This is a genomic window from Phaeovulum veldkampii DSM 11550, from assembly GCF_003034995.1.
Taxonomy (GTDB): domain Bacteria; phylum Pseudomonadota; class Alphaproteobacteria; order Rhodobacterales; family Rhodobacteraceae; genus Phaeovulum; species Phaeovulum veldkampii.
The window spans coordinates 60,770-82,916 of the sequence record NZ_PZKF01000015.1; the positions used below are offsets into that span (position 1 = coordinate 60,770).

Sequence of the window (22,147 nt, forward strand, 5' to 3'; positions counted from 1 at the left end):
ACTGGCGGAGTCGCAACATGTGGGATGTTCTGGCGGCCTTCCCGGCCGAAGCGCTGATCGGGTTCACCATCGGCGGGCTGATCCTGAATTTCGCGCCGGGGGCGGATGTGTTCTTCGCCACCGCCTGCGGCATTCAGGGCGGGCCGCGTGCGGGCATCATGGCGGGGCTGGGCGTGGGGATCGGTGTTGTCTGGCATGTGACGCTGGCAGCCCTTGGCCTGTCGGCGGTCATCGCGGCGCACCCCGAAGCGCTCAGCGCGATCCGCTGGGCGGGGGCGACCTATCTGCTGTGGCTGGCATGGAAAAGCTGGCGCGCGGGCGCGGGTGGTGGATCGGCGCGCGGCGTGGTCAGCCCGCTGAGGGCGGTGGCGCGCGGGTTTTTGTCGAATGCGATGAACCCCAAACCGGTTCTGTTCATCCTTGCCTTCCTGCCGCAGTTCACCAACCCCGCCTATGGCCCGATCTGGCAGCAGATCGTCATTCTGGGCGGCATCTTTGCCTTTACCGGAACGCTGGTGACGATGGGCTATGGCTGGCTTGCCGGGGTGCTGGGTCGGTCGCTGTCATCGCGCATGGGGGTGGTGAACAAGATTGCGGCGGTGATGTTCGGGGGCCTTGCGGCCAAACTGGCAATCAGTTGATGACCGAATTCCGCTATACCCCGCCCGATGTGCCGCTGAGGGTGCTTTACACCGATGAGGCGATTGTGGTGGCCGACAAGCCGGCGGGCCTTTTGTCGGTGCCGGGCCGCGGCGAGGACCGGGCCGATTGCCTGATCGCCCGACTGCGCACGGTTTATCCTTCGGTTCTTCTGGTGCACCGGCTTGACCTGGATACCTCGGGGGTCATGGTCTTTGCCCTGACGGCGCAGGCACAGCGCCACCTGGGCCGCCAGTTTGAGGACCGGGCGACGAAAAAGGTCTATCTCGCCCGGCTCTGGGGTCATCTTGCGCCAAAGGCGGGGCGGGTCGATCTGCCCCTCTGCGTCGATTGGCCGAACCGCCCGCGCCAGCATGTAAACCACGAAATGGGCCGCGCCGCGCAAACCGACTGGCGGGTGATCCGGCATGAACTGGACGGCACCACGCGGGTGCGGCTGATACCGCTGACCGGGCGCAGCCATCAGTTGCGGGTGCATATGATGGAACTGGGCCACCCCATCTTGGGTGATCCGCTTTATGCCACAGGCCCCGCGCGCGACTTTCCACGCCTGATGCTGCATGCCGAAAGCCTGCGCCTGCGCCACCCCGAAACCGGGGTGCACATGACCTTTACCGCACCCTGCCCGTTCTGATCACAACGGCCAGACCCACAGCAGCAGCGGCAGGCTGACCACAACCACCAGCGCCTCAAGCGGCAGGCCAAGTCGCCAGTAATCGCCAAAGCCAAAACCGCCGGGGCCCAGGATCAGAGTGTTGTTCTGATGCCCGATCGGCGTAAGGAACGCGCAGGACGCGCCGATTGCAACCGCCATCAGAAAGCTGTCGGGGTTGACGCCCAACGCCCCGGCAATACCCAGTGCGATGGGGCACATCACCGCCGCGGTCGCGGCGTTGTTCATCACATCCGACAGGAACATCGTCACCACCAGCACCACCGCCAGCGCCACCACCGGCTGGCCCTGCGCCACCGTGTCCACCAGAAACCGCGCCAGCAGTTCGGCGGCGCCGGTTGTCTGCATCGCCCCCGCCACCGGGATCAGCGCCGCCAGCAGCACGATCACCGGCCAGTCGATCGCCGTGTAGACCGACGTCGGCGGCACGGTCCGGGCCACCATCGAAACGAGAACCCCCAGCGCAAAGGCCACCGCAGCGGGCAGGATGCCAAAAGCCGCAAGCCCCACCGCGCCCACCATGATCACGGCGGCAAGCGCGGCCTGCCGTCGGTCTGGCAGGCGCAACTCGCGCTCGGCCAGCGGCACGCAGTTGTTTTCGCTGGAAAAATCGGCCAGCACCTCGGCCGGCCCCTGCATCAGCAGTAGATCGCCAGATTGCAGCCGCATCGTGCGCAACCGCGCCTGCGACCGCCGCCCCTCGCGCGAGACCGCCAGCAGGTTCAGCCCATAGCGCGTGCGCAGCGCCATATCCTTGGCCGACCGCCCTACAAGGTTTGATTCCGCGCGCACGACATATTCGCGCAGCACGATCTCGTCGCGGCTCGCCGCCTCGGTATCGGGCGCGCCCTTGCTGGACGACCCCTGTTCGCCAAGCGTCAGCCCCAGCTTGGCAAGCGCCTCGCCCAGCCCCTCGGCTTCGGCCTCCAGCAGCAAAATATCGCCCGTCAGAATCATCCGGCTGCCGCGCGGGGCACTGATGCGCACATCGTTGCGCACCAGCCCCACCACTTGCGCCCCGGCCCCTTCGAGTTCGTTTTCCAGATGGGCCAGCCGCATCCCTGAGGCGCGGCTTTTCTCGGGCACACGGACCTCGGTCAGATAGGCGCCGGTCTCGAATTCCTCGCGCCCGGCGGGGCGGCGCGCGGGCACCAGCCGCCAGCCCAAGAGCGCCACAAAAGCCACGCCCGCGACCGCCACGGCAAGACCTACAGGGGTGAAATCGAACATGCCAAAGGCGGTTCCGCCAGCCTCGGCCCGGAACCCCGCCACGATCAGGTTGGGCGGCGTGCCAACCAGCGTTGTCATGCCCCCCAAAATCGTGCCAAAGGCCAGCGGCATCAACACCTGCCCCGGCGTCAGATCAAGCCGCCCGGCCAGTTGCACCGCCACCGGCATCAACAGCGCCATCGCCCCGACGTTGTTCATGAACCCCGACAGCGCCGCCCCAAGCCCCATCAGCGCGGCAAGGCTGACCGTGCGCCCTGCGGTTGCGGGCAGCAGCCTGCGCGCCAGAATATCAACGGCGCCGGTGGTCTGAAGCCCGCGGCTAAGAACCAGCACGCAGGCCACCGTGATCACCGCAGGGTGGCCAAAGCCCGCAAATGCCGCCGACCCCGGAACCAGTCCGACAAGTGTTGCCGCCAGCAGCGCGGCCAGCGCCACCATGTCATGCCGAAACCGGCCCCACAGGAACAGAGCCACCGTGGCAACCAGAATGGCGGTGATCAGACCCTGATCCTGTGTCATGCCCTAACGCGCGCGCCAGGCATTCAGAATATAGCGCGCCGTCATCAGGTCCAGATGCGCACCGCCCCCGTTCTTGCACAGGGTAATCTCGTCTGCGTTACGGCGGGCGAACCGACCCGAGGGCAGATCATAGTAATCGGCCAGCACATCGTCACGCGCGATCACGCCGCGGGCGAGGGGGTCTTTCAACTCTCCGATATGGTCCAGTGTGGTGGCGCGGGCATCCACGAAAAGGCGCGCGCGGCGCAGCGTTTCGTCATCGGCCTCGCGCATATCGGGGCGGTAGGCGCCGATCAGGTCCAGATGCGATCCGGGGGCCAGCCAGTCGCCCCGGATCAGGGGGGCCGAACTCATCGTTGTGGTGGCGATGATTTCGGCGCCGCGCACGGCGGCTTCCAGATCGGGCGCGGCGGTGCCGCCGATTTCATGCGCCAGCGCCTCTGCCGCCGCCGGGCTGCGGTTCCACAAGGTAAAGCGCGCGCCCGGAAAGGCAGACGCATAGGCTGCCACCATCGAGCGCGCCACATTGCCCGCCCCCACGATCAGAATGTTCCGTGCCTCGGGTCGGGCGAGGCGGCGCGCGGCCAGCAGGCTGTCGCCCGCCGTCTTCCACTTGGTCACCAGATGAAAATCGACAATCGCCTCCAGCGTGCCATCGGTGTCGGAATAGAGCGTCACCGCCCCGTTCACCATCGGCCTGCCCGCAGCCGGGTTGCCCGGAAACACCGAGGCCGCCTTGACGGCAAGGCCCAGCCCGTCGATCCAGGCCGACCGGGTCAGCAGCGTATCGCGGCCGCGATACAAAAACGTGTCGGCCACCTCGGCCCGCGGCAGGTCATGCCCCGCCGCCAGCGCATCGGTCAGCGCGATCCAGTCAAGCTGCGCTTCGGCCTCGGGGCCAACGATTTCAATGCTCATTGCGCGTCTCTTTCGGACAAAAGATCCTCGGCCAGCAATCTGGCAGCAAGACCCTGAGGACCATCGAACAGATGTGTGTGCCAGCCCCGCGCCGCGGCGGCGGCGATGTTTTCCGGCCGGTCGTCGGTGAACAGCAGCGCGGCGGGGGGCAGGCCACAATCGGCTTCGACGATCTGATAAATCTTTGGGTCGGGCTTTATCACGCCCAGATGACCCGAGATGTAGCGCCGGTCGAACTCGGTCAGTACGGGATACATCGTCTCGGCCTGTGCAAAGGTTTCGCAGCCGAAATTCGACAGCGCAAAAACCGGCACCCCTGCCGCGCGCAACGCGCGCAGCAGCCGGATGGCATGAGGGATTTCAGGGGCAAACATCTCGCCCCAGCGCGTTTGCCACAGGCGGATATGATCCGCATGATCAGGATGCGTCGCCGCCAGCGCCGAGACAGAGGCCGCGAGGGGGGCGCCTGCATCCACTGCCTCGTTCATCGCGGCAAGGCCGATGTCGTGAAACAGATGGTCACGAAGGGCTGGGCCGACGACAGGGTCATAGACCCGCTCGGGATGCCATTCGACCAGCACATTGCCGATATCGAAAACCACGGCCTTGATCATCGTGCCTCCCTGGCCGCCGCCCGCGCCACACGGTCAAGCGCATCGGCAAAGCGCGACCGGTCGGCCGCGGAAAACGCCCGCCCGCCGCCCTGGCGGAACGGGTCGGCGGCGCGCAGGTCGGCCATCAGGTCACGGGTGGCCAGCACGTTGCCGATATTGGCCGCCGTCAGCGCCTCGCCATCGTGTTTCAGCACCCGCGCACCTGCGGCCACGCATTTCGCGGCCAGCGGGATGTCGCCCGTCACCACCACATCGCCCGGCCCCGCCTGCGCCGCAATCCACTTGTCGGCCTCATCTGGGCCTTCGGCGACATACACCATCTGCACGAGGGGGTTCGCCGACGGCCTGAGGCCGCCGTTTGATACCACCACCAGCGGCTGGCCCAGCCGGGTTGCCACACGCTCGGCCTCGGCCTTTACCGGGCAGGCGTCGGCGTCCAGATAGATCGCCATCAGCGGTGCAGCGCCTCGGCGTGGAAAGCAATGTGATCGCCCATGAAGGAGGCGATGAAGAAATAGCTGTGGTCATAGCCCCGCTGCATACGCACCGCACCGGGTTGGCGGCGGGTGCACATCGCCTCGGCCAAAGCCTCGGGCATCAGCGCGTTGAGGTAAGGGTCGGCCGTGCCCTGATCGACCAGAACCTCGCCCTCGAACCCACGTTCGCGCATCAAAAGCGTGGCATCGTGCGGCGCCCATGTCGCCTCATCTGTGCCCAGATAATTCAGGAAATGCTTGCGCCCCCAATCCGACGCAGTCGGATGCGAAATCGGCGCAAAGGCCGAAACAGAGCGAAACCGCCCCGGCAGAGACATCGCCAGCGTCAGCGCGCCATGCCCGCCCATCGAATGTCCGCAGATCGACTGGCGCTCATCCTCGATTGGGAAATTGGCGGTGATGACGCGGGGCAGATCTTCGGCGATATAGTCCCACATCCGGTAATGCCCGGCCCAGGGCTGTTCGGTCGCATTGATGTAAAAGCCTGCGCCATGGCCCAGATCATAAGACGGGTGATCGGGCACCTCGTCGCCACGCGGCGAGGTATCGGGGAAGACAAGCGCGACCCCGGCCTCGGCCGCCCATTTCTGCGCGCCGGCCTTGACCATGGCGTTTTCGTGCGTGCAGGTCAGGCCCGACAGATACCAAAGCACCGGCACCGGGCCAAACTCGGCCTCTTCGGGCAGGAACAGGCCAAAGGTCATTTCGCAATTGGTGGCATCCGAGGCATGGGCGTAAACCCCCTGCACCCCGCCAAAGCACCGGCTTTCCGAAATCGTGCGCATCATCGCCCCCTAGAATGCCGTGAGCCGGGCGATCACCCAGGGCACGGTCAGAATGCTGACAGCCGTCGAGATCAGAATACTGGCAGAGACCCGCGCCGGTGCAACCCCGTAATGACTGGCCAGAATGTAGACATTGCCCGCCACCGGCAGCGCGGCAGCGGCAATCATCACACCCGCCGCATAAGGTTCCACCGGAAACACGATCAGCGCCATCGCCGCCACCGCCGCCGGATGCAGAACCAGTTTGGCAAACGACAGCCACAGCGCGGGCCGCACCCGTTCGGCCGACCGCGCCGCCAGCGACGCGCCAATGGCAAACAGCGCGCCGGGCGTGGCAGCGGCGCCCAGAATAGTGACGAACTCCTCAAGCGGTGCAGGCATCGGCAGCGTCAGCCCCGCCCAGGCCAGCCCCGCCACCATCGACACGATCATCGGGTTCTTGACCAGCCCCAGCGCCAGCGCGCCCAGCATCGCGGGCGATACGCGCCCATGCCGCGCCCCGGTGATCAACAGCGTGATCAGACTGGAAAACACGATCAGGTCGATGGCCAGAACCATCAGTACCGGCCCCACCGCGGCAGGGCCCAGCAACACCACCAGCATCGGCACACCCAGAAAGCCGGTGTTGCCGGTCATGCCCGTATGCGCCTCCATCGCTGCCTCGGGCAGGGGCAGACGGCGGCCCAGCGCCACGACCATACCCAGCGCCCAGACAATCGCCGAGCCGGTCAGATAGGCCAGCAAAAAGGCGGGATCATAAAGCTCTGACAGCGGCAGCGTGGCGGTAAAGCGGAACAGCATCGCCGACAGCGCGAAATAAAAGACGAACTTGGTCAGCCACGCGGTCGCCTCGGTCGGGAAAAACCGGGTTCGCCCCGCAACCCAGCCGAGGCCGATCAGGGCGAAAAACGGCAGGGTCTTGAGAAAGATCGCCAGCATGAACCATGGCCTAACATGGCCCACAGGCCAAAGCCAGTCGGGCTTAGCCCGCCCCGATCAGCGCCCCCGCCGCAAACACCAGCGCGCCGCCCAGCACCACCTGCAACGCGGCGCGCACAAACGGCGTTTCCATGTATTTGTTCTGAATCCAGGCGATCGCCCACAACTCGGCGAAGACCACGATCATGGCGATGATCGTCGCGGTCCAGAAATCGGGGATCAGATAGGGCAGCGCATGGCCAAGGCCGCCCACCGCTGTCATCATGCCCGAAGCGAGGCCACGCTTCCACGGCGCGCCCCTCCCCGACAATTCGCCATCGTCCGAGGCCGCCTCGGTGAAGCCCATCGAAATACCCGCCCCCACCGAGGCCGCCAACCCGACCAGAAAGGTCGTATGCGTGTCCTGCGTCGCAAAGGCCGTGGCAAAAATCGGCGCAAGGGTGGAAACCGACCCGTCCATCAGCCCCGCCAACCCCGGCTGGACCCAGGTCAGCACGAATTGCCGCTTGGCGGCGCGGTCTTCCTCGCCTTTCGCATCCGCACCCAGATGCACGCCGGTCAGGTCATTGGCCAGCACCTCATGCCCGGCCTCGGCGGCAGCCAGATCACCCAGCAGCTTGCGCGTGGCGGCATCCGAGGTGCGCTGCGCCGCCTTGGTGTAAAAGGCCCCGGCCTGCCGCTCCATCGCCTCGGCTTCGGATCGGATCTTTTCGATCCCTAGGTTTTCGGTCAGCCAGACCGGCTTGCGCGCGTAAAACCCGGCCACATGTTCACGCCGGACCAACGGGATCGTCTCGCCAAAGCGCGCCTGATGCAGGTCGATCAGGCGGCGGCGGTGAGTATCTTCTTCGGCGGCCATCGCCTCGAACACCTTGGCAGAAGCGGGATAATCGGCACGCAGACGCTCGGCATAGGTGCGATAGATCTGCGCGTCCTCCTCCTCGGAGGAAATCGCCAGCGCCAGAACCTCGCGCTCGGTCAGATCGGAAAAACGGCGGCGGGAGGCAATGCCGGGGATCATGACTCACTCCTTGAGTTAGAATGTTTCTAATGTAGGGCGGCAATTGGCGCCCCGCAAATGCAAAATATGAACCGATCGGTTCACTTTAGGCTTGCCGACTCGGCATCGCACACCTAAAAGCAAACTAATTGGTTCACTTTGTGGGGATGCCATGAAACGCCTTGCCCTGTTGCTTATGGTCTCGCTGGTCGGTCTGTCCGGCCCTGCTGCGGCATTCAGCCTGGATCTGCCGCGGCTGGAGTTTCCCACGACCGGAGCCGAGACAAGCCGTGACTGTTCGTCGCCCCTTGCCGCACCGGGCTGCGGCGACTGACCCGGCCCCGCTGGCGGCAGGCATTGACGGGGGCAAGCGGCGCTTTTACGCATGACAGACCCCTAAGCCGGAGGCCAGCATGCGGGACGCAGACGAAGCCCTTGTCGCGATTGACCTGCAGAATGATTTCTGCCCCGGCGGCGCGTTGGCCGTGCCCGCAGGCGATGACATCGTGACGCCGGTGAACGCGCTGTTAGCCGCCTTCCCGGTGCGCGTGCTGACACAGGACTGGCACCCCGCCACCCACACCTCGTTCGCGGCCAACCATCCGGGTGCAGCACCCTATGGCACGGTTGACATGCCCTATGGCCCGCAGGTTCTGTGGCCCAGCCATTGCGTCCAGGGCACCATGGGCGCCGATTTTCACCCCGCGCTGAACACCGACCGCGCCGATCTGATCCTGCGCAAGGGCTTTCGCTCTGGCATCGACAGCTATTCCGCATTTTTCGAGAATGACCGCACCACGCCGACCGGGCTTGAGGGCTATCTGCGCAGCCGCGGAGTGACACGGCTGACGCTGGTCGGGCTGGCGCTTGATTTCTGCGTGGGATGGTCGGCGATTGATGCGGCGCGGCTGGGGTTTTCGGTGACGGTGCTGGAGGATGCCTGCCGCGCCATCGACCTGAACGGCTCGCTTGCTGCCGCGCGCGTGGCGATGGCCGAAGCCGGTGTTCGGCTGGAGCGCGCCGATGGCTGACATTGCAACCCGCGTCTACAACCACCGCTGGAAGATCGACCCGGTAGTGCGTTCGCTGCTGGATACCGATTTCTACAAACTTCTGATGTGCCAGTCAGTGTTCCGCAACCGGCCCGACACGCAGGTGACCTTCAGCCTGATCAACCGATCCACCCAAATCCGGCTGGCCGATCTGATCGACGAGGGCGAGCTGCGCGAGCAGTTGGACCATCTGCGCACCCTGCGCCTGACGCGGGGCGAAAGCACATGGCTGCGCGGCAACACTTTTTACGGCAAGCGCCAGATGTTCCGCCCCGATTTCATGGAGTGGTTCGAGAACCTGCGCCTGCCGCCCTATCATCTGGAAAAGCACGACGGGCAATATGAGCTGACCTTTGAGGGCAACTGGCCCGAGGTGATGATGTGGGAAATTCCCGCACTGGCCGTGCTGATGGAATTGCGCGGGCGCGCCGTTCTGAAAGACATGGGCCGGTTCGAGTTGCAGGTGCTTTACGCCCGCGCCATGACCCGGCTGTGGGAAAAGATCGAACGGCTGCGCGCGCTGCCCGGCCTGCGGATCGCCGATTTCGGCACCCGGCGGCGGCATTCCTTCCTGTGGCAGGACTGGTGCGTGCAGGCGATGATCGAGGGGCTGGGGGGCGCGTTTACCGGCACCTCGAACTGTCTGATCGCGATGCGGCGCGACATCGAGGCGATCGGCACCAATGCGCATGAACTACCCATGGTCTATGCCGCGCTGGCCGATACCGACGCCGAACTGCGCGAGGCGCCCTATCGGGTTCTGGCCGACTGGCACGAGGAACACGACGGCAACCTGCGCATCATCCTGCCCGACACCTTCGGCACCAAGGGCTTTCTGGACCGCGCGCCCGACTGGCTGGCGGGCTGGACCGGCATCCGCATCGACAGTGGCGACCCCGCCGAAGCGGCGGAAACCGCCATCGCCTGGTGGATCGCTCGCGGCGAAGACCCGCGCAAGAAGCTGGTGATCTTTTCCGACGGGCTGGATGTGGAAAAGATCGAGGAGCTGCACGGCCGCTTTGCCGGGCGGGTCAAGGTTTCGTTTGGCTGGGGCACGCTGCTGACCAACGATTTCCGCGGGCTGGTGGCGGGCGACGGCCTGGCGCCCTTCAGCCTTGTGTGCAAGGCGGTTTCGGCCAACGGGCGGCCCACGGTCAAACTGTCAGACAACCCCAGCAAGGCGATGGGCCCCGAAGACGAAATCGCCCGCTATAAACGGGTGTTCGACGTTGGCGCACAAACCGCCAGCCCGGTGATTGTCTAGCATCGGCTCAGGCGCGGCGACATGACGGTTGCCATGCCGCCCCCCGGCACCGCATCGTGAGCGGGCAGCAGGCTGCGGGGGGCCAGCAATGTGTTGGAGCATGGGCGTCACGGCGGTGATGGTGGGGCTGGGCGCTGTGGCCACGGCGCTGTCGGCACGGCGCGGCGATGCGGTCGCAATACCGGCCACGCTGGGCTATTTCACCGCAATGGAGGCGCTGCAACTTGCGGGCTATGCCGTGGTCGATCAATGCGGCAACCCGGCGAATGAAAGTGTCACCTTTCTGTCTGTGCTGCACATCATCTTTCAGCCATTCCTGATCAACGCCTTTGCGATGCAGCTTGTGCCCGCGCCGGTGCGGGTGCGGGCGCAGGTCCGGGTCTATGTGATCTGCGCACTGGCCGCAGCGCTGATGCTGATGCAGCTTTACCCGTTCGGCTGGGCTGGCCCCTGCCGCCCCGGCTTTCCGCTGTGCGGGTCTGTGCTGTGCACGGTGTCGGGCGACTGGCACATTGGCTGGGATGTGCCCTACAACGGGCTGATGGTGCCGCTGGAACAGGCGCTGGGCATCCACAGCGGCTTTCCAGCCTATCTGGTCGCGGCCTTTGTGGTGCCACTGTTTTACGGCGCGTGGCGGTTTGTGCTGTTTCATGCGCTGATCGGCCCGGTTCTGGCCACCCGCCTGACCACCAACCCCAACGAAGGCCCGGCGATCTGGTGCCTGTTCTCGATCGGGATCATTCTGATCGCACTAAGCCCGGCCATACGCCGCCGGTTTCAGACGCCAGACAGCAGCGCCTGAGGCACCTCAGGCAAAGGCATTCAGCACAAGGAAGATGCCAGCCGACAGCAGCGCCGAAACCGGCACTGTCACCACCCAGGCCGCGGCGATGGTGGCAAAATGCGACCGTCGCACCAGCTTGCGGCGCGAGCGTTCCTCGGGTGGCACCGGCTTGCCCTTTTGCAGGCCCAGCATCCGGGCGCGACGCTCGGCGTGCCATTCGCGGTAAAAGCCCACGCCGAAAACCGCGCCCACCGCGATATGGGTGGAACTGACCGGCAGCCCCAGCGCCGAGGCCACGATCACCGTCAACGCCGCCGACAGCGCCACGCAAAAGGCGCGCATCGGGTTCAGCTTGGTGATCTCGCTGCCGACCATGCGGATCAGCTTTGGCCCGAACAGCACCAGCCCGAACGAAATGCCCCCCGCCCCGATCACCATCACCCAGATCGGGATCGAGACACTGCCCCCCCCGGCGCCGCCCACGCGGACAACATCCACGATCGCGGCAAGCGGCCCCACGGCATTGGCCACATCATTGGCGCCATGTGCAAAGGACAACAGCCCCGCGGCAATCACCAGCGGCAGAGAAAACATCTTTTTGAGCGACTTCTTGCGGTTTTCCAGCCCTTCGGACTGCCGCCGGATCAGCGGCATCGACACTGCCCAGGCCGCAGCCCCGGTGACGATGCCGATGGCCACCGCGCCCCCCAGATCAATGGTGATGACCTTGCTCAGCCCCTTCAACGCCAGATAGGCGGCGAAACTGCCCGCCATGATCCCGGTCAGCGCGGGAACCCATTTCTGCGCCGCCCAGATCTTGTCTTCGGCATACATCACCTTGGCCTTGATCACCGCCAGGAAGCCCGCAGCAATGATCCCGCCCAACACCGGAGAGATCACCCAGCTTGCCGCAATCATGCCAATGGCGCCCCAGTTTACCGCGGCAAAACCCGCAGCAGCCACCCCGGCGCCCACCACGCCGCCAACGATGGAATGCGTGGTTGAAACCGGCGCGCCCAGCGCGGTGGCCAGGTTCAGCCACAGCGCGGCGGCCAGCAGCGCCGCCATCATCGCCCAGACAAAGGTGGCGCTGTCGGCCAGCGCCTCGGGGGCGACGATGCCCGATGAGATCGTCTTGACCACATCCCCACCGGCGATCAGCGCGCCCGCGGTTTCACAGACCGCCGCAATCAGCAGCGCGCCGCCCATGCTGAGCGCATTGGCCCCCACCGCCGGGCCCATGTTGTTGGCCACGTCGTTGGCGCCGATGTTGAGCGCCATATAGGCCCCGATCGCGGCAGCCGCGATCACCACCATCACGCCCGGTTGCGCGTGAAAGAACACCAGCCCCGCCAGCCCCGCCAGAACAATGAAGGCCAGCGCAATACCGGGCGCCACCAGCGGGCGCGAGATGAACAGCGATGCTTCTTCCAGACGGCCGATGCGGCCCAAATCCTTGTCGAGTGTCTTCCACTGGTTCACAGGGCCGGTCATGTCACATGCCTGTCAAAGATCCGTTACATTGGCAGGCGGGGTAGCCTGTTTGGCGGCTTGGAACAACTCCGATTCGCCTCCAGCACCCCGAACATCCGACCAAGTTCCGGTTCCGCGACCATCTGCGCGGCCTCGGCCGGGCCGACCCAGCGGCGTTTGCGACGGCCTGCCTCGGGGTAGTGGTCCTCGATCTTATCAACCTCGATCAGAAACACCCGCACCTCGCAGCGCTTCGGCAGGCCCCGCCCCCCTTCCTTCAGATAGGTGTAGCGGCCAACAGGGCGTTTGGAGACCTTGCCCTTCACGCCCGCTTCCTCCCACGCCTCGCGCAGCGCGGCTTGCGCAAGACTACGGCCCCGCATCGGCCAGCCCTTGGGCAGAATCCAGCGCCCGGTGCCCAGGCTGGAAACCACCAGCACCTCGCGCGCCTGCTGGGGACCGCGCAGGCACAGGGCGGCCACTTGCAGATAGGGCGGACGGCGGCCCAACAGCCCGGCCAGAACGTCAAGGAGGGCGTTGATCATGCGAGCGCCCCCCAGGGTGCAGTTCCGGCCAGAACATGGGCGGCCATCCGCGCGGCGCGTTCGGCATAGAACCGTTGGCGGGTATCGCCCGGCGCGGCGCGGGTGATGATCCACCCGGCCGAGGCGAAGGTGCGCAGCATCACGAACATCGGCAGCCGCCGCACCGCCGCCTCGGGCAGGGGCCGATGCGCGCGATAGCCCGCAACCAGTCCAGCGGCTATCTGCGGCAGGTGCGGTTCTTCCAGACTTTGCACCAGCGCCGTGGCCAGATCATAGGCCCGAAAGCCAAATCCCGAATCGTCAAAGTCGATCAGCGCCAGACCCTCGGGGCCATCCAGCACGTTTTCGCGCAGAAGATCGCCGTGAATCAGCCCGTAATCCGCCCCTTCGGCACGGAAGGCGGCCAGATCACCCCAGGCGTGGCAGCGCGCCTCTTGCACGATTTCGCGTTCATCGGGGCGCAGCGCGGGGTTTTCCCAGAACCGGCCCCACAGCGGCATCTGCCCCAGAAAGGCGTCGGCATCCCAGGCCGGGCGCAGAAAGCCCGCAGGCAGGCCCGCAGCATCGGTGGCATTATGCAGCCGCGCAATCAGCCCGCCCAGCCGCTGCATCAGCGCAAACTGCACAGCCCCGTCACCCGCCAGCGGTTGTTCTGCGCAGCCGATCGGGCGCCCCTCCAGCCATTGCACGCAAGAGGCCACGCGGCCCGCCGCCACCGCGCTTAGCGCGCCATCCGGGGTCGGCACCGGGCAGGGAACGCCCAGCCCCTGTTCGGCCAGACGCAGGCTCCAGATCAGTTCGGAATCGATCAGCACCCGGCATTGATAGCCGGGCCGGTGCAACCGCAGCGCAGCATGGATGCCGCCGGGCAGATGCACCTCAAACACAATATTCTCGCGGTTCTTGATCAACCGCGGCGGGGCATCGCCCCCCCAATGCCGCAGCGCGGCCTGCGCCATTGCCAGCGCCTCGGCCTCGGAGATGGCGGCGCTCATGCCGGCACCTCGCGCAGCACCTCGGCCAGCGCGGCCACCGCCAGATCGGCGTTTTCGCGTGAAAACGGCATCGGCGGGCGCAGTTTCAGGATATGCTGCGCCCGCCCGATCCGGCCCAGCAGAATGCCGCGGTCGCGCATCGCCTCGACCACGCGGCCGCAAAACTCGGTTGCGGGTTCGCCGCCCGCCGCAAATTCGATGCCGAAGAACAGGCCCCTGCCGCGCACATCGGCGATCAACGGATGGTCAAGCCCGCTCATCAGGCCCAGCGCATAGGCGCCCACGTCGCGGGCGTTTGCCACCAGCCCCTCGTCCTCGATCACCCCAAGCGTCGCCAGCGCCGCCGCGCAGGAAACCGGGTTGCCGCCGAACGTGTTGAAATAGCCGAACGCCTGCCGAAACGCCGCCATCACGTCCGGCCGGGTGACGACGGCGCCAACCGGATGGCCGTTGGCCATGGGCTTGCCCAGGGTCACCACATCGGGGGCAAAGCCCAGCGCCTCGTGCCCCCACCAGTGGCTGCCAACGCGGCCAAAGCCGGGCTGCACCTCGTCGCACAAGATCAGCCCGCCCGCGCGGCGAACCACCTCGACCGTGGGGTCAAGAAAGCCGGGGCCAGCCTCGGGCATGCCCTCGTTGGCAAAGATCGGGCACAGCATCATCCCGGCAAAACCGTGGCCCGAGGCCTCCAGCTCGGCAATGGCGCGCGCCACGCCCGCGGCAAAGGCCTGCGGCTGCGCGGCAAGGCTGCCACCCAGCGGCGCAAGGCTGTCAGGCGCGGGCACGCGGCGCACATGCGCGGGCCAGCCCCCGATCGGCGGGCGCCGGGTGGACAGGTGCGATACCGCCGTGGTGTTGCCATGATAGGTGTTGTCGGTGGCAATCAGCCCGGTCTTGCCGGTGACGGCCTGCGCCATGCGCAGCGCGATGTCGTTGGCCTCGGAGCCGGTGCAGACCATGATGATCTGGCGCAGGTCGTGGCCGAACTTGCCCACCAACCGCTCACCATACTCCACAATACCCTCGTGCAGATAGCGGGTGTGGGTGTTCAGCGTCGCCGCCTGCCGGGCGATCGCCTCCACCACCTTCGGGTGGCAATGGCCCACATGTGGCACGTTGTTGTAGCAATCCAGATAGCGCCGCCCGTCGGCATCCCACAGCCAGACGCCCTGCCCGCGCACGATATGCACCGGCCGGTCATAGAAGGTGGGCACGTTCGGCCCCAGAAGCGCGGCGCGCCGCGCGATCAGATCAGTCGTCATCCTCAACCTTCCCCCGCAGCGCCTTGACCTCGCCGCGCACGGTCTTTGCGGCCAGCCGTCGCCGCTGGCTGCCCAGCGTGGGCTTTGTCGCCACCCGCCGTTTTGGCGCCACCAGCGCCGCGCGGATCAACTCTGCCAACCGCTCTCGCGCAAGTTCGCGGTTGCGGGCCTGACTGCGCGTCTCCTCGGCCCTGATCACAATCGCCCCTTCGGCGGTCCAGCGCCGCCCCGCCAGCCGTTTCAGCCGGGTCTTGACCGCTGGCGTCAGATGCGGCGAACGCTCCGCCTCGAACCGCAGCTCCACCGCGGTTTCCACCTTGTTCACGTTCTGCCCGCCCGGCCCTTGTGACCGGGTGAACTGCTCCGACAGTTCCCAATCGGCGATGGCCAGGGTTTCGGTGATCTGCAACATGGCGTCAAGCTATCGCAGCGGGCGCAAAACAAAACCCCCGCAGGCATGACACGCGCAAATAATAACGCCACGGCAACCCGATGGTGTCGGGATCACATCTGTTTTGCCGCAGGCCCGACGTTTGCCCAATGGCCCATCGGGCGCTATCGTTCTGTCGCACACGGGTTTGAGGGTTTCTGGCATGACAAACGGCACCGGCACAGAGTTCTGGGACAGGGTCGCAGACAGATACGCGGCAAGGCCGGTCAAGGATGTGGCAGCCTATGACGCCATGCTGGCCGATGTCGCCGCGCGCCTGACAGCAACCGACCGTGTGCTGGAGATCGGCTGCGGCACCGGCAGCACCGCGCTCTGCCTTGGCCCGGCCGTAGCGGAATGGCAAGCAACCGATGCTTCGCCCGAGATGCTGCGGATCGCGCGCGCGAAGCCGGCGCCCGGCAACGTCAGCTTTGCCCTGTCGGATGCCGACGGGGCGTTTGACGGCGCGCCTTATGATGCGGTCTGTGCCTTTCACATCCTGCATCTGGTTCCCGATACGCGCGCCACGCTGGCCCGGATTCACGCCAACCTGAAGCCCGGCGGCCTGCTGTTCAGCAAGACCTTCTGCTTTGGAGACATGAACCTGCTGATGCGGGCCCTGATCCCGGTTCTGCGCGCCCGCGGCTTGGTGCCACCCGCCACCGCTCTGACCAGCCGGACCCTGCGCCAAGCTATCGTCGAAGCAGGGTTTGAGATCGAGACGCAGCGCATCTTTGGCCGCAGCCGCAACAGCCAATACATCGTTGCGCGCAAATCCACGCAAGACACGCAGCCGTAGGATTGGCGCCCGCGCAGCTTGGGCGGCGCGCCTCAAACGGCCCCCGCCCTTGCGCCGGAGGGGCAATGCGCCCAAAACTGCCGCAGACCTGAAAGGCTGCCCATGCAAACGCCCGACCCGACCCTGCGCCCCGAACGCCTGCCCGACGACGCCGACCGCGCCCTGCGCCCGCAGGTGCTGGGGGATTTCGTGGGCCAGCACGAGGCGCGGGCGAACCTGCGCGTGTTCATCGACAGCGCGCGGATGCGCGGACAGGCGATGGATCACACGCTGTTTCACGGCCCCCCCGGCCTTGGCAAGACCACGCTGGCACAGATCATGGCGCGTGAATTGGGCGTGAACTTCAAGATGACCTCGGGGCCGGTGCTGGCCAAGGCAGGCGATCTGGCCGCAATCCTGACCAATCTTGAGGCGCGCGATGTTCTGTTCATCGACGAGATTCACCGGCTGAACCCGGCGGTCGAAGAGGTGCTTTACCCCGCGATGGAGGATTTCGAGCTTGATCTGGTGATCGGTGAGGGCCCCGCCGCGCGCACCGTGAGGATCGAGTTGCAGCCATTCACGCTGGTCGGCGCCACCACCCGGCTGGGTCTGTTGACCACGCCGCTGCGTGACCGCTTTGGCATCCCCACGCGTCTGCAATTTTACACCGAGGATGAGCTGGACCTGATCGTCACCCGCGGCGCGCGCCTGCTGGGCATCCCGTCCGAGCCTGCGGGCACCCGCGAAATCGCCCGCCGGGCGCGGGGCACACCGCGGATCGCCGGGCGCCTGTTGCGCCGGGTCGTCGATTTTGCGCTGGTCGAGGGCGACGGGCGCCTGACGCGCGAGATTGCCGACAGTTCGCTGACCCGGCTGGGGGTGGATCATCTGGGCCTTGACGGGGCCGACCGGCGCTATCTGGGGCTGATCGCCGAACATTACGCAGGCGGCCCGGTGGGGGTGGAAACCCTGTCCGCCGCCCTGTCCGAGGCGCGCGATGCGATCGAGGAAGTGATCGAGCCGTTCTTGCTGCAACAGGGTCTGGTGCAGCGCACCCCGCGCGGGCGGGTGCTGGGGCAGCGCGCCTGGGCGCATCTGGGCCTGCCCGCGCCCAAGGTGCCGGGGCAATCCGACCTGTTCGGCTGACGCGGCAGCCAGCCCAAGCGGCCTTCGCTGCGGCCGGCGAGGTGATACTTTGCCGCCGCAAAGCGCGGCGTCAGGCCAGATCGGCCATCGGGCACAGCGCAAAGAATGCCCCGCCCGACCATAGCCCCAGCCAGTCGGCCCCCTCGTGCCGCGCGGAGGTGGCGATATCGACCAGCCGGTAGAATGTCTTGCGGTCGATTCGCGCCTCCAGCCCGGCGCGCACCATGACATAGGGCGCAGGCGCCCCCTCTGGCCCGCGCGCCACCCGGATCGGGTGGTCAGGCCCGGCGGTGACGGTATCGCCCACATTGGTCGTGAACGTCAGGCTCTGCCCCGCGCCCGCGCCCGTCGCCTCGGCATCGACCGCGACAAAGGGCGCATCCGCCACGCGGATGCCCACCTTTTCAACCGGGGTGACGAGAAAGAACCGCTCCCCCTCGCGCTTCAGGATCGAGGCGAAGAGCCGCACCATCGGCGCGCGACCAATCGGGCTGCCCTGATAGAACCAGGTTCCGTCACGGGCAATTTCCATGTCGATATCGCCGCAAAACGGCGGGTTCCACAGGTGCAGCGGCGGCGGCCCACGCCGGACTGCGGCACCTGCGGCAACCGCAAGCGCATCGGCGCCGGGGGTCACGATCTTTTGTGGCGGGGTCTTTTCAGTCATCGAACCTTTGCCATTGGGTCGCGCAGCGATATCTGCGTTACTAAAGACTATAGCCCCGAAGGAGCCGTTGTCATGCCCGAGCCTTCCGATCTGATCGACGATATCGAACGCCTCGCCGAAAAGCTGACGCAGGCGCGCGCCTCGATCGACCGCCGATTCATCGGGCAGGAACGGGTGGTGGAGCTGGTTCTGGCCACGATGCTGTCGGGCGGGCACGGGCTATTGGTGGGGTTGCCGGGGCTGGGCAAGACCATGCTGGTCGATACGCTCTCGACGGTGATGGGGCTGAAATCCAGCCGCATCCAGTTCACCCCCGACCTGATGCCCGCCGACATTCTGGGGTCCGAGGTGCTGGAAACCGCGCCCGACGGATCGCGCGCGTTCCGCTTTCTCGAAGGGCCGGTGTTCTGCCAACTTCTGATGGCCGATGAAATCAACCGCGCCAGCCCCCGCACCCAATCGGCACTGTTGCAGGCGATGGCCGAACGCGAGGTGACGGTGGCGGGTGTGCACCGCCCGCTGGGCCGGCCGTTTCATGTGCTGGCGACGCAAAACCCGATCGAACAGGAAGGCACCTATCCGCTGCCCGAGGCGCAGCTTGACCGCTTCCTGATGCAGATCGACGTCGATTACCCCACGCGCCAGACAGAACGCGACATCCTGCTGGCCACAACCGGGGCCGAAACCGCCGTGGCGCATCCAGTATTTGCCGCAGACGAGTTGATCGCGGCGCAGGCGCTGGTCCGGCGGATGCCGGTGGGCGAGACGGTCGTCGAGATGATCCTTGATCTGGTGCGCGCCTGCCGCCCCGGCGAGGCCGAGGCTGCGGTGGCGGTGGCCGATGCGCTGGCTTGGGGGCCGGGGCCGCGGGCGGCGCAGGCCCTGATGCTGACGGTGCGGGCACGGGCGCTGCTGCAAGGCCGCCTTGCGCCCTCGGTGGAGGATGTTCTGGCGCTGGCGCGCCCGGTGCTGACCCACCGCATGGCGCTGTCGTTTGCCGCGCGGGCGCGGGGCGACACGCTGGCAGGCGTGATTGCCGCCGTTCTGGGCGAACTTACCGGCCGCGAGGCGGCGGCGTGACCCTTGCGCCCGATACCGGCGCAGCCTCCTTGCGCCGCGGGGCCGAGGCGCTGGCGCAGGCGCTGCCGCCGCTGCTGGTTGCGGCGGAACATCTGGCGGCGACGGTGCAGATGGGCGGGCATGGCCGCCGCCGGGCCGGGCCGGGCGAGGAATTCTGGCAATACCGCCCCGCGCAGCCGGGCGATGCGGCACGGATGATCGACTGGCGCCGCTCGGCCCGGTCGGATGCCCAGTTCATCCGCGACCGCGAGGCGCAGGCGGCACAGACTGTCTGCCTGTGGGTCGATGATGCAGCCTCGATGCGGTTTTCGGGCGCGCCCGACCGCCCCGAAAAGACCGACCGCGCGCGGCTTTTGGCGCTGGCGCTGGCGGTGCTGATGATCCGGGCGGGCGAACGGGTGGGGCTGACCGACCCCGCCGCCCCGCCGCGCCCCGGCAAGGCGCAACTGATGCGTCTGGCAGGGGCGCTGGCTGGCCCCGGCGCGGCGGCAGATTACGGCGTGCCTGTGGCCGATGGTCTGCCCGCCCGCGCGCGCGCGTTGTTCGTGTCGGATTTTCTGGGCGATCCGGCGCCGGTCGCCGCTGCGCTGGGCGCGGCTGCCGACCGCGGCGTGACCGGCGTCTTGTTGCAGGTGCTTGACCCGGTGGAGGAGGCGTTTCCCTTCGACGGGCGCACGATATTTGAAAGCATGGCGGGCAGCCTGCGCCATGAAACCCGCGCCGCCGCCGATCTGCGCGACCGCTACCGCGACCGGCTGGCCCAGCGGCGCGCGCATCTGGCGGGGCTGGCGCGGGCCGCGGGTTGGCAGTTTTCCACTCATCACACCGGGCAATCGGCGCAATCGGCGCTGCTGTGGCTGTACGCGGCCCTGGAGCGGGCGCGGTGACGGGTCTTGGCGCCCTTGGCTTTGCCTCGCCAGCCCTGCTGTGGGGGCTGCTGGCGCTGCCGATTTTGTGGGTGTTGCTGCGCGCCGTGCCGCCCGCCCCGATCCGCCGCCTCTTTCCGGGCGTGGCGCTGCTTCTGGGTCTGGCAGATGAAACGCAGCAGGCCGACCGCACGCCGTGGTGGCTCCTGCTGCTGCGGATGGCGGCGTTGGCCGCGGCGATCATCGGCTTTGCGGGGCCGGTGCTGAACCCCGAGGTCAAGACGCGCGGCGCGGGGCCGCTGCTGATCGTGGCCGATGCAAGCTGGGCGTCGGCCCGCGACTGGCCGCGCCGGGCCGAGCGGATCGGCGCCGCGCTGGCCGAGGCGGCGCTGGCGGGCCGCCCAGTAGCCCTGCTGTCGCTGACTGACCCGCCGCCTGCGCGGCTGGTGTTTCAGCCCGCCGCCGCCTTGGCCGAGGCGCTGCCGGGCCTGCAACCCCAGCCTTGGGAGCCTGCCGCCGCCGACTGGCCCGCGCTGTTGCCCGAGGGGCAGTTTGACACGTTGTGGCTGTCGGATGGTCTGGCCCGCGAAAGCCGCGGCGATCTGCTGGCGGCGTTGCAGGCGCGCGGCACCCTGCATGTGGCCGAACCTGAGGGGCTGGTTCTGGCGCTGCGCCCGGCCACCTATGCCGATGGCGCCTTGCGCATCACCGCGCTGCGGTCTGGCCCCGCGGATGCGGCCGAGGTTGTGGCGATCGGCCTCGATCCCAACGGGGTGGAACGCGATCTGGCGCGGGTGACGGCGGCCTTCGGCACCGACAGCGCCGCCGAGGCTGTGTTCGACTTGCCGCCCGAATTGCGTAACCGCGTGACGCGCTTTGAAATTGCGGGCAGCCGCAGTGCCGGGGCCGTTGCGCTGACCGATGATGCCGTCAAGCGCCGCAAGGTGGCGCTGATCGCGCCGGGCGCCGCGCGCGAGGGATTGGAACTGCTGGCCCCTACGCATTATCTGATCCGCGCGCTGGAGCCTTCGGCCGATCTGATCGAGGCGACGCTGGAAGATGCGCTGCTGACCAGCCCCGACGTGATCATTCTGGCCGATGTGGCCGAGATCGCCGCGCCGGACAGGTTGGCCGAATGGATCGAGGAAGGCGGGCTTCTGGTGCGCTTTGCCGGGCCGCGGCTTGCGGCGGCGGACAGCGCAGGCGACCCGCTGTTGCCGGTGCGACTGCGCGCGGGAGGCCGGTCGGTGGGCGGCACCATGAGCTGGGGCACGCCGCGCGCACTGGCACCCTTCCCCGAGGCCGGCCCTTTTGCGGGCTTGCCGATCCCGCCCGATGTCACGGTGCGCGCGCAGGTTCTGGCCGAGCCGGGGCCAGACCTGCCCGCACGCACCATCGCCGCGCTGGCCGATGGCACGCCCCTGGTGACGCGCGCGGCCTTTGGGCAGGGGGCGGTGGTGCTGTTTCACGTCACCGCCAATGCCGAATGGTCCAGCCTGCCGCTGTCGGGGCTGTTTGTGCAGATGCTGGACCGGCTGGCGGTATCGGCGCGCCGCGCCGCGCCTGAACGCGGCGATCTGGCGGGGGCAACCTGGGTGGCCGAGCGGGTGCTGGACGGGTTCGGAGATCTGGCCGATGCGGGCAGCGTTGCCGGGGTGCCGGGTGATCGGCTGGCCGCCGCCACACCGGGGCCAGATCTGCCGCCGGGCCTTTATGCGGCGGGCGAGCGGCGGGTGGCGCTGAACGTGCTGACGCCTGACCGCGTTCTGGCCCGCGCCATCTGGCCTGCCGGGGTGACGGTCGAAGGTGCCAACGCGCCGCGCGAAACACCCCTGAAGGGGGCGATTCTGACGCTGGCGCTGGCGGCGCTGCTGGCCGACATCCTCGCCACGCTGGCGGTGTCGGGGCGGCTGCGGGGGTGCGCGCCGGGGCTATGGTGCTGGTCCTGGCGCTGACCTTCGCCCCCA

24 protein-coding genes are annotated in these 22,147 nt (G+C 67.3%); 11 read left to right on the forward strand and 13 right to left on the reverse strand.

The features are described 5' to 3' along the window. The first annotated feature begins 17 nt into the window (after nucleotides 1–17). Together C5F46_RS08340 and C5F46_RS08345 are read left to right on the forward strand one after the other, a co-directional pair. Nucleotides 18–641, forward strand: coding sequence for a LysE family translocator (locus tag C5F46_RS08340; protein ID WP_107324895.1), 624 nt, complete (start codon nucleotides 18–20; stop codon nucleotides 639–641). Next, nucleotides 641–1,294 carry a pseudouridine synthase gene (locus C5F46_RS08345; protein ID WP_107324896.1) on the forward strand — a complete coding sequence of 218 codons (654 nt, stop codon included), beginning with the start codon at nucleotides 641–643 and terminating at the stop codon, nucleotides 1,292–1,294. Before C5F46_RS08340 ends, C5F46_RS08345 begins: the two co-directional genes overlap by 1 nt. Here the strand turns inward: C5F46_RS08345 and C5F46_RS08350 are convergent, their stop codons facing one another. Genes C5F46_RS08350 through mbfA form a run of 7 tightly spaced genes read right to left on the reverse strand, consistent with a single transcriptional unit; the run spans nucleotide 1,295 to nucleotide 7,856 of the window. After that, nucleotides 1,295–3,082: an SLC13 family permease gene (locus C5F46_RS08350; RefSeq protein WP_107324897.1), complete on the reverse strand. Its 1,788-nt coding sequence runs from the start codon at nucleotides 3,080–3,082 to the stop codon at nucleotides 1,295–1,297. 3 nt (nucleotides 3,083–3,085) lie between these two features. Continuing rightward, entirely contained in the window at nucleotides 3,086–4,000 is a 915-nt protein-coding gene (locus tag C5F46_RS08355; protein ID WP_107324898.1) for an ornithine cyclodeaminase family protein, read from the reverse strand. Further along, entirely contained in the window at nucleotides 3,997–4,614 is a 618-nt protein-coding gene (locus C5F46_RS08360) for an HAD family hydrolase (protein WP_107324899.1), read from the reverse strand. The genes C5F46_RS08355 and C5F46_RS08360 overlap by 4 nt, the downstream gene beginning before the upstream one ends. Continuing rightward, nucleotides 4,611–5,066 (reverse strand): YaiI/YqxD family protein, encoded by a 456-nt coding sequence (locus tag C5F46_RS08365; protein WP_107324900.1) that lies wholly within the window; start codon nucleotides 5,064–5,066, stop codon nucleotides 4,611–4,613. Before C5F46_RS08365 ends, C5F46_RS08360 begins: the two co-directional genes overlap by 4 nt. Beyond that, a complete protein-coding gene (fghA, locus tag C5F46_RS08370) occupies nucleotides 5,066–5,896 on the reverse strand; it encodes an S-formylglutathione hydrolase (protein WP_107324922.1) in 831 nt (276 codons plus the stop codon). The genes C5F46_RS08365 and fghA overlap by 1 nt, the downstream gene beginning before the upstream one ends. A gap of 9 nt (nucleotides 5,897–5,905) precedes the next feature. Continuing rightward, nucleotides 5,906–6,835, reverse strand: coding sequence for an AEC family transporter (locus tag C5F46_RS08375; RefSeq protein ID WP_107324901.1), 930 nt, complete (start codon nucleotides 6,833–6,835; stop codon nucleotides 5,906–5,908). Between the two features lie 43 nt (nucleotides 6,836–6,878). Then, complete coding sequence (gene mbfA, locus C5F46_RS08380; RefSeq protein ID WP_107324902.1) at nucleotides 6,879–7,856, reverse strand: iron exporter MbfA; 978 nt, start codon at nucleotides 7,854–7,856, stop codon at nucleotides 6,879–6,881. 151 nt (nucleotides 7,857–8,007) lie between these two features. On the opposite strand from mbfA, the gene C5F46_RS16615 reads away from it, so the two are divergent. From C5F46_RS16615 to C5F46_RS08395, 4 genes are all read left to right on the forward strand, one after another. Next, on the forward strand, nucleotides 8,008–8,169 hold the full coding sequence (locus C5F46_RS16615) for a hypothetical protein (protein ID WP_168796843.1): 162 nt from the start codon (nucleotides 8,008–8,010) through the stop codon (nucleotides 8,167–8,169). A gap of 79 nt (nucleotides 8,170–8,248) precedes the next feature. Next, complete coding sequence (gene pncA / locus C5F46_RS08385; RefSeq protein WP_107324903.1) at nucleotides 8,249–8,866, forward strand: bifunctional nicotinamidase/pyrazinamidase; 618 nt, start codon at nucleotides 8,249–8,251, stop codon at nucleotides 8,864–8,866. Then, entirely contained in the window at nucleotides 8,859–10,151 is a 1,293-nt protein-coding gene (gene pncB, locus C5F46_RS08390; protein WP_107324923.1) for a nicotinate phosphoribosyltransferase, read from the forward strand. Before pncA ends, pncB begins: the two co-directional genes overlap by 8 nt. A gap of 88 nt (nucleotides 10,152–10,239) precedes the next feature. Next, nucleotides 10,240–10,953: a DUF5765 domain-containing protein gene (locus C5F46_RS08395; protein WP_107324904.1), complete on the forward strand. Its 714-nt coding sequence runs from the start codon at nucleotides 10,240–10,242 to the stop codon at nucleotides 10,951–10,953. A gap of 6 nt (nucleotides 10,954–10,959) precedes the next feature. Here the strand turns inward: C5F46_RS08395 and C5F46_RS08400 are convergent, their stop codons facing one another. The 5 genes from C5F46_RS08400 to arfB are packed head-to-tail and all read right to left on the reverse strand — an operon-like array spanning nucleotide 10,960 to nucleotide 15,622. Further along, the gene (locus C5F46_RS08400; protein ID WP_107324905.1) at nucleotides 10,960–12,429 is read right to left on the reverse strand and encodes an inorganic phosphate transporter; all 1,470 of its coding nucleotides are present in this window, start codon (nucleotides 12,427–12,429) and stop codon (nucleotides 10,960–10,962) included. A 23-nt stretch (nucleotides 12,430–12,452) separates the two neighbouring features. Further along, entirely contained in the window at nucleotides 12,453–12,953 is a 501-nt protein-coding gene (locus C5F46_RS08405) for an NUDIX hydrolase (RefSeq protein ID WP_107324906.1), read from the reverse strand. Beyond that, entirely contained in the window at nucleotides 12,950–13,948 is a 999-nt protein-coding gene (locus tag C5F46_RS08410; RefSeq protein ID WP_107324907.1) for a phosphotransferase enzyme family protein, read from the reverse strand. The genes C5F46_RS08405 and C5F46_RS08410 overlap by 4 nt, the downstream gene beginning before the upstream one ends. After that, the gene (locus tag C5F46_RS08415; protein ID WP_107324908.1) at nucleotides 13,945–15,210 is read right to left on the reverse strand and encodes an aspartate aminotransferase family protein; all 1,266 of its coding nucleotides are present in this window, start codon (nucleotides 15,208–15,210) and stop codon (nucleotides 13,945–13,947) included. Before C5F46_RS08415 ends, C5F46_RS08410 begins: the two co-directional genes overlap by 4 nt. After that, entirely contained in the window at nucleotides 15,200–15,622 is a 423-nt protein-coding gene (gene arfB / locus C5F46_RS08420; RefSeq protein ID WP_107324909.1) for an alternative ribosome rescue aminoacyl-tRNA hydrolase ArfB, read from the reverse strand. Before arfB ends, C5F46_RS08415 begins: the two co-directional genes overlap by 11 nt. 181 nt (nucleotides 15,623–15,803) lie before the next feature. Between arfB and C5F46_RS08425 the strand changes: the two genes are divergently transcribed. Continuing rightward, a complete protein-coding gene (locus C5F46_RS08425; RefSeq protein WP_107324910.1) occupies nucleotides 15,804–16,439 on the forward strand; it encodes a class I SAM-dependent methyltransferase in 636 nt (211 codons plus the stop codon). Nucleotides 16,440–16,541: 102 nt separating this feature from the next. Further along, entirely contained in the window at nucleotides 16,542–17,567 is a 1,026-nt protein-coding gene (ruvB, locus tag C5F46_RS08430; protein WP_107324911.1) for a Holliday junction branch migration DNA helicase RuvB, read from the forward strand. A 70-nt stretch (nucleotides 17,568–17,637) separates the two neighbouring features. Here the strand turns inward: ruvB and C5F46_RS08435 are convergent, their stop codons facing one another. Next, entirely contained in the window at nucleotides 17,638–18,234 is a 597-nt protein-coding gene (locus C5F46_RS08435; protein ID WP_107324912.1) for a DUF1285 domain-containing protein, read from the reverse strand. 72 nt (nucleotides 18,235–18,306) lie between these two features. On the opposite strand from C5F46_RS08435, the gene C5F46_RS08440 reads away from it, so the two are divergent. Genes C5F46_RS08440 through C5F46_RS08450 form a run of 3 tightly spaced genes read left to right on the forward strand, consistent with a single transcriptional unit; the run spans nucleotide 18,307 to nucleotide 22,135 of the window. Further along, nucleotides 18,307–19,314 carry an AAA family ATPase gene (locus C5F46_RS08440; protein WP_107324913.1) on the forward strand — a complete coding sequence of 336 codons (1,008 nt, stop codon included), beginning with the start codon at nucleotides 18,307–18,309 and terminating at the stop codon, nucleotides 19,312–19,314. Then, nucleotides 19,311–20,201, forward strand: a complete 891-nt coding sequence (locus C5F46_RS08445) for a DUF58 domain-containing protein (RefSeq protein WP_235820123.1) — start codon at nucleotides 19,311–19,313, stop codon at nucleotides 20,199–20,201. The genes C5F46_RS08440 and C5F46_RS08445 overlap by 4 nt, the downstream gene beginning before the upstream one ends. Beyond that, nucleotides 20,198–22,135, forward strand: coding sequence for a BatA domain-containing protein (locus C5F46_RS08450; RefSeq protein ID WP_107324914.1), 1,938 nt, complete (start codon nucleotides 20,198–20,200; stop codon nucleotides 22,133–22,135). Before C5F46_RS08445 ends, C5F46_RS08450 begins: the two co-directional genes overlap by 4 nt. Nucleotides 22,136–22,147 lie beyond the last annotated feature (12 nt).

Coding starts and splice junctions, on each gene's coding strand:
- C5F46_RS08340 (WP_107324895.1), top strand. CDS start 18: ATGTGGGATGTTCTGGCGGCCTTCCCGGCCGAAGCGCTGATCGGGTTC.
- C5F46_RS08345 (WP_107324896.1), top strand. CDS start 641: ATGACCGAATTCCGCTATACCCCGCCCGATGTGCCGCTGAGGGTGCTT.
- C5F46_RS08350 (WP_107324897.1), bottom strand. CDS start 3,082: ATGACACAGGATCAGGGTCTGATCACCGCCATTCTGGTTGCCACGGTG.
- C5F46_RS08355 (WP_107324898.1), bottom strand. CDS start 4,000: ATGAGCATTGAAATCGTTGGCCCCGAGGCCGAAGCGCAGCTTGACTGG.
- C5F46_RS08360 (WP_107324899.1), bottom strand. CDS start 4,614: ATGATCAAGGCCGTGGTTTTCGATATCGGCAATGTGCTGGTCGAATGG.
- C5F46_RS08365 (WP_107324900.1), bottom strand. CDS start 5,066: ATGGCGATCTATCTGGACGCCGACGCCTGCCCGGTAAAGGCCGAGGCC.
- fghA (WP_107324922.1), bottom strand. CDS start 5,896: ATGCGCACGATTTCGGAAAGCCGGTGCTTTGGCGGGGTGCAGGGGGTT.
- C5F46_RS08375 (WP_107324901.1), bottom strand. CDS start 6,835: ATGCTGGCGATCTTTCTCAAGACCCTGCCGTTTTTCGCCCTGATCGGC.
- mbfA (WP_107324902.1), bottom strand. CDS start 7,856: ATGATCCCCGGCATTGCCTCCCGCCGCCGTTTTTCCGATCTGACCGAG.
- C5F46_RS16615 (WP_168796843.1), top strand. CDS start 8,008: ATGAAACGCCTTGCCCTGTTGCTTATGGTCTCGCTGGTCGGTCTGTCC.
- pncA (WP_107324903.1), top strand. CDS start 8,249: ATGCGGGACGCAGACGAAGCCCTTGTCGCGATTGACCTGCAGAATGAT.
- pncB (WP_107324923.1), top strand. CDS start 8,859: ATGGCTGACATTGCAACCCGCGTCTACAACCACCGCTGGAAGATCGAC.
- C5F46_RS08395 (WP_107324904.1), top strand. CDS start 10,240: ATGTGTTGGAGCATGGGCGTCACGGCGGTGATGGTGGGGCTGGGCGCT.
- C5F46_RS08400 (WP_107324905.1), bottom strand. CDS start 12,429: ATGACCGGCCCTGTGAACCAGTGGAAGACACTCGACAAGGATTTGGGC.
- C5F46_RS08405 (WP_107324906.1), bottom strand. CDS start 12,953: ATGATCAACGCCCTCCTTGACGTTCTGGCCGGGCTGTTGGGCCGCCGT.
- C5F46_RS08410 (WP_107324907.1), bottom strand. CDS start 13,948: ATGAGCGCCGCCATCTCCGAGGCCGAGGCGCTGGCAATGGCGCAGGCC.
- C5F46_RS08415 (WP_107324908.1), bottom strand. CDS start 15,210: ATGACGACTGATCTGATCGCGCGGCGCGCCGCGCTTCTGGGGCCGAAC.
- arfB (WP_107324909.1), bottom strand. CDS start 15,622: ATGTTGCAGATCACCGAAACCCTGGCCATCGCCGATTGGGAACTGTCG.
- C5F46_RS08425 (WP_107324910.1), top strand. CDS start 15,804: ATGACAAACGGCACCGGCACAGAGTTCTGGGACAGGGTCGCAGACAGA.
- ruvB (WP_107324911.1), top strand. CDS start 16,542: ATGCAAACGCCCGACCCGACCCTGCGCCCCGAACGCCTGCCCGACGAC.
- C5F46_RS08435 (WP_107324912.1), bottom strand. CDS start 18,234: ATGACTGAAAAGACCCCGCCACAAAAGATCGTGACCCCCGGCGCCGAT.
- C5F46_RS08440 (WP_107324913.1), top strand. CDS start 18,307: ATGCCCGAGCCTTCCGATCTGATCGACGATATCGAACGCCTCGCCGAA.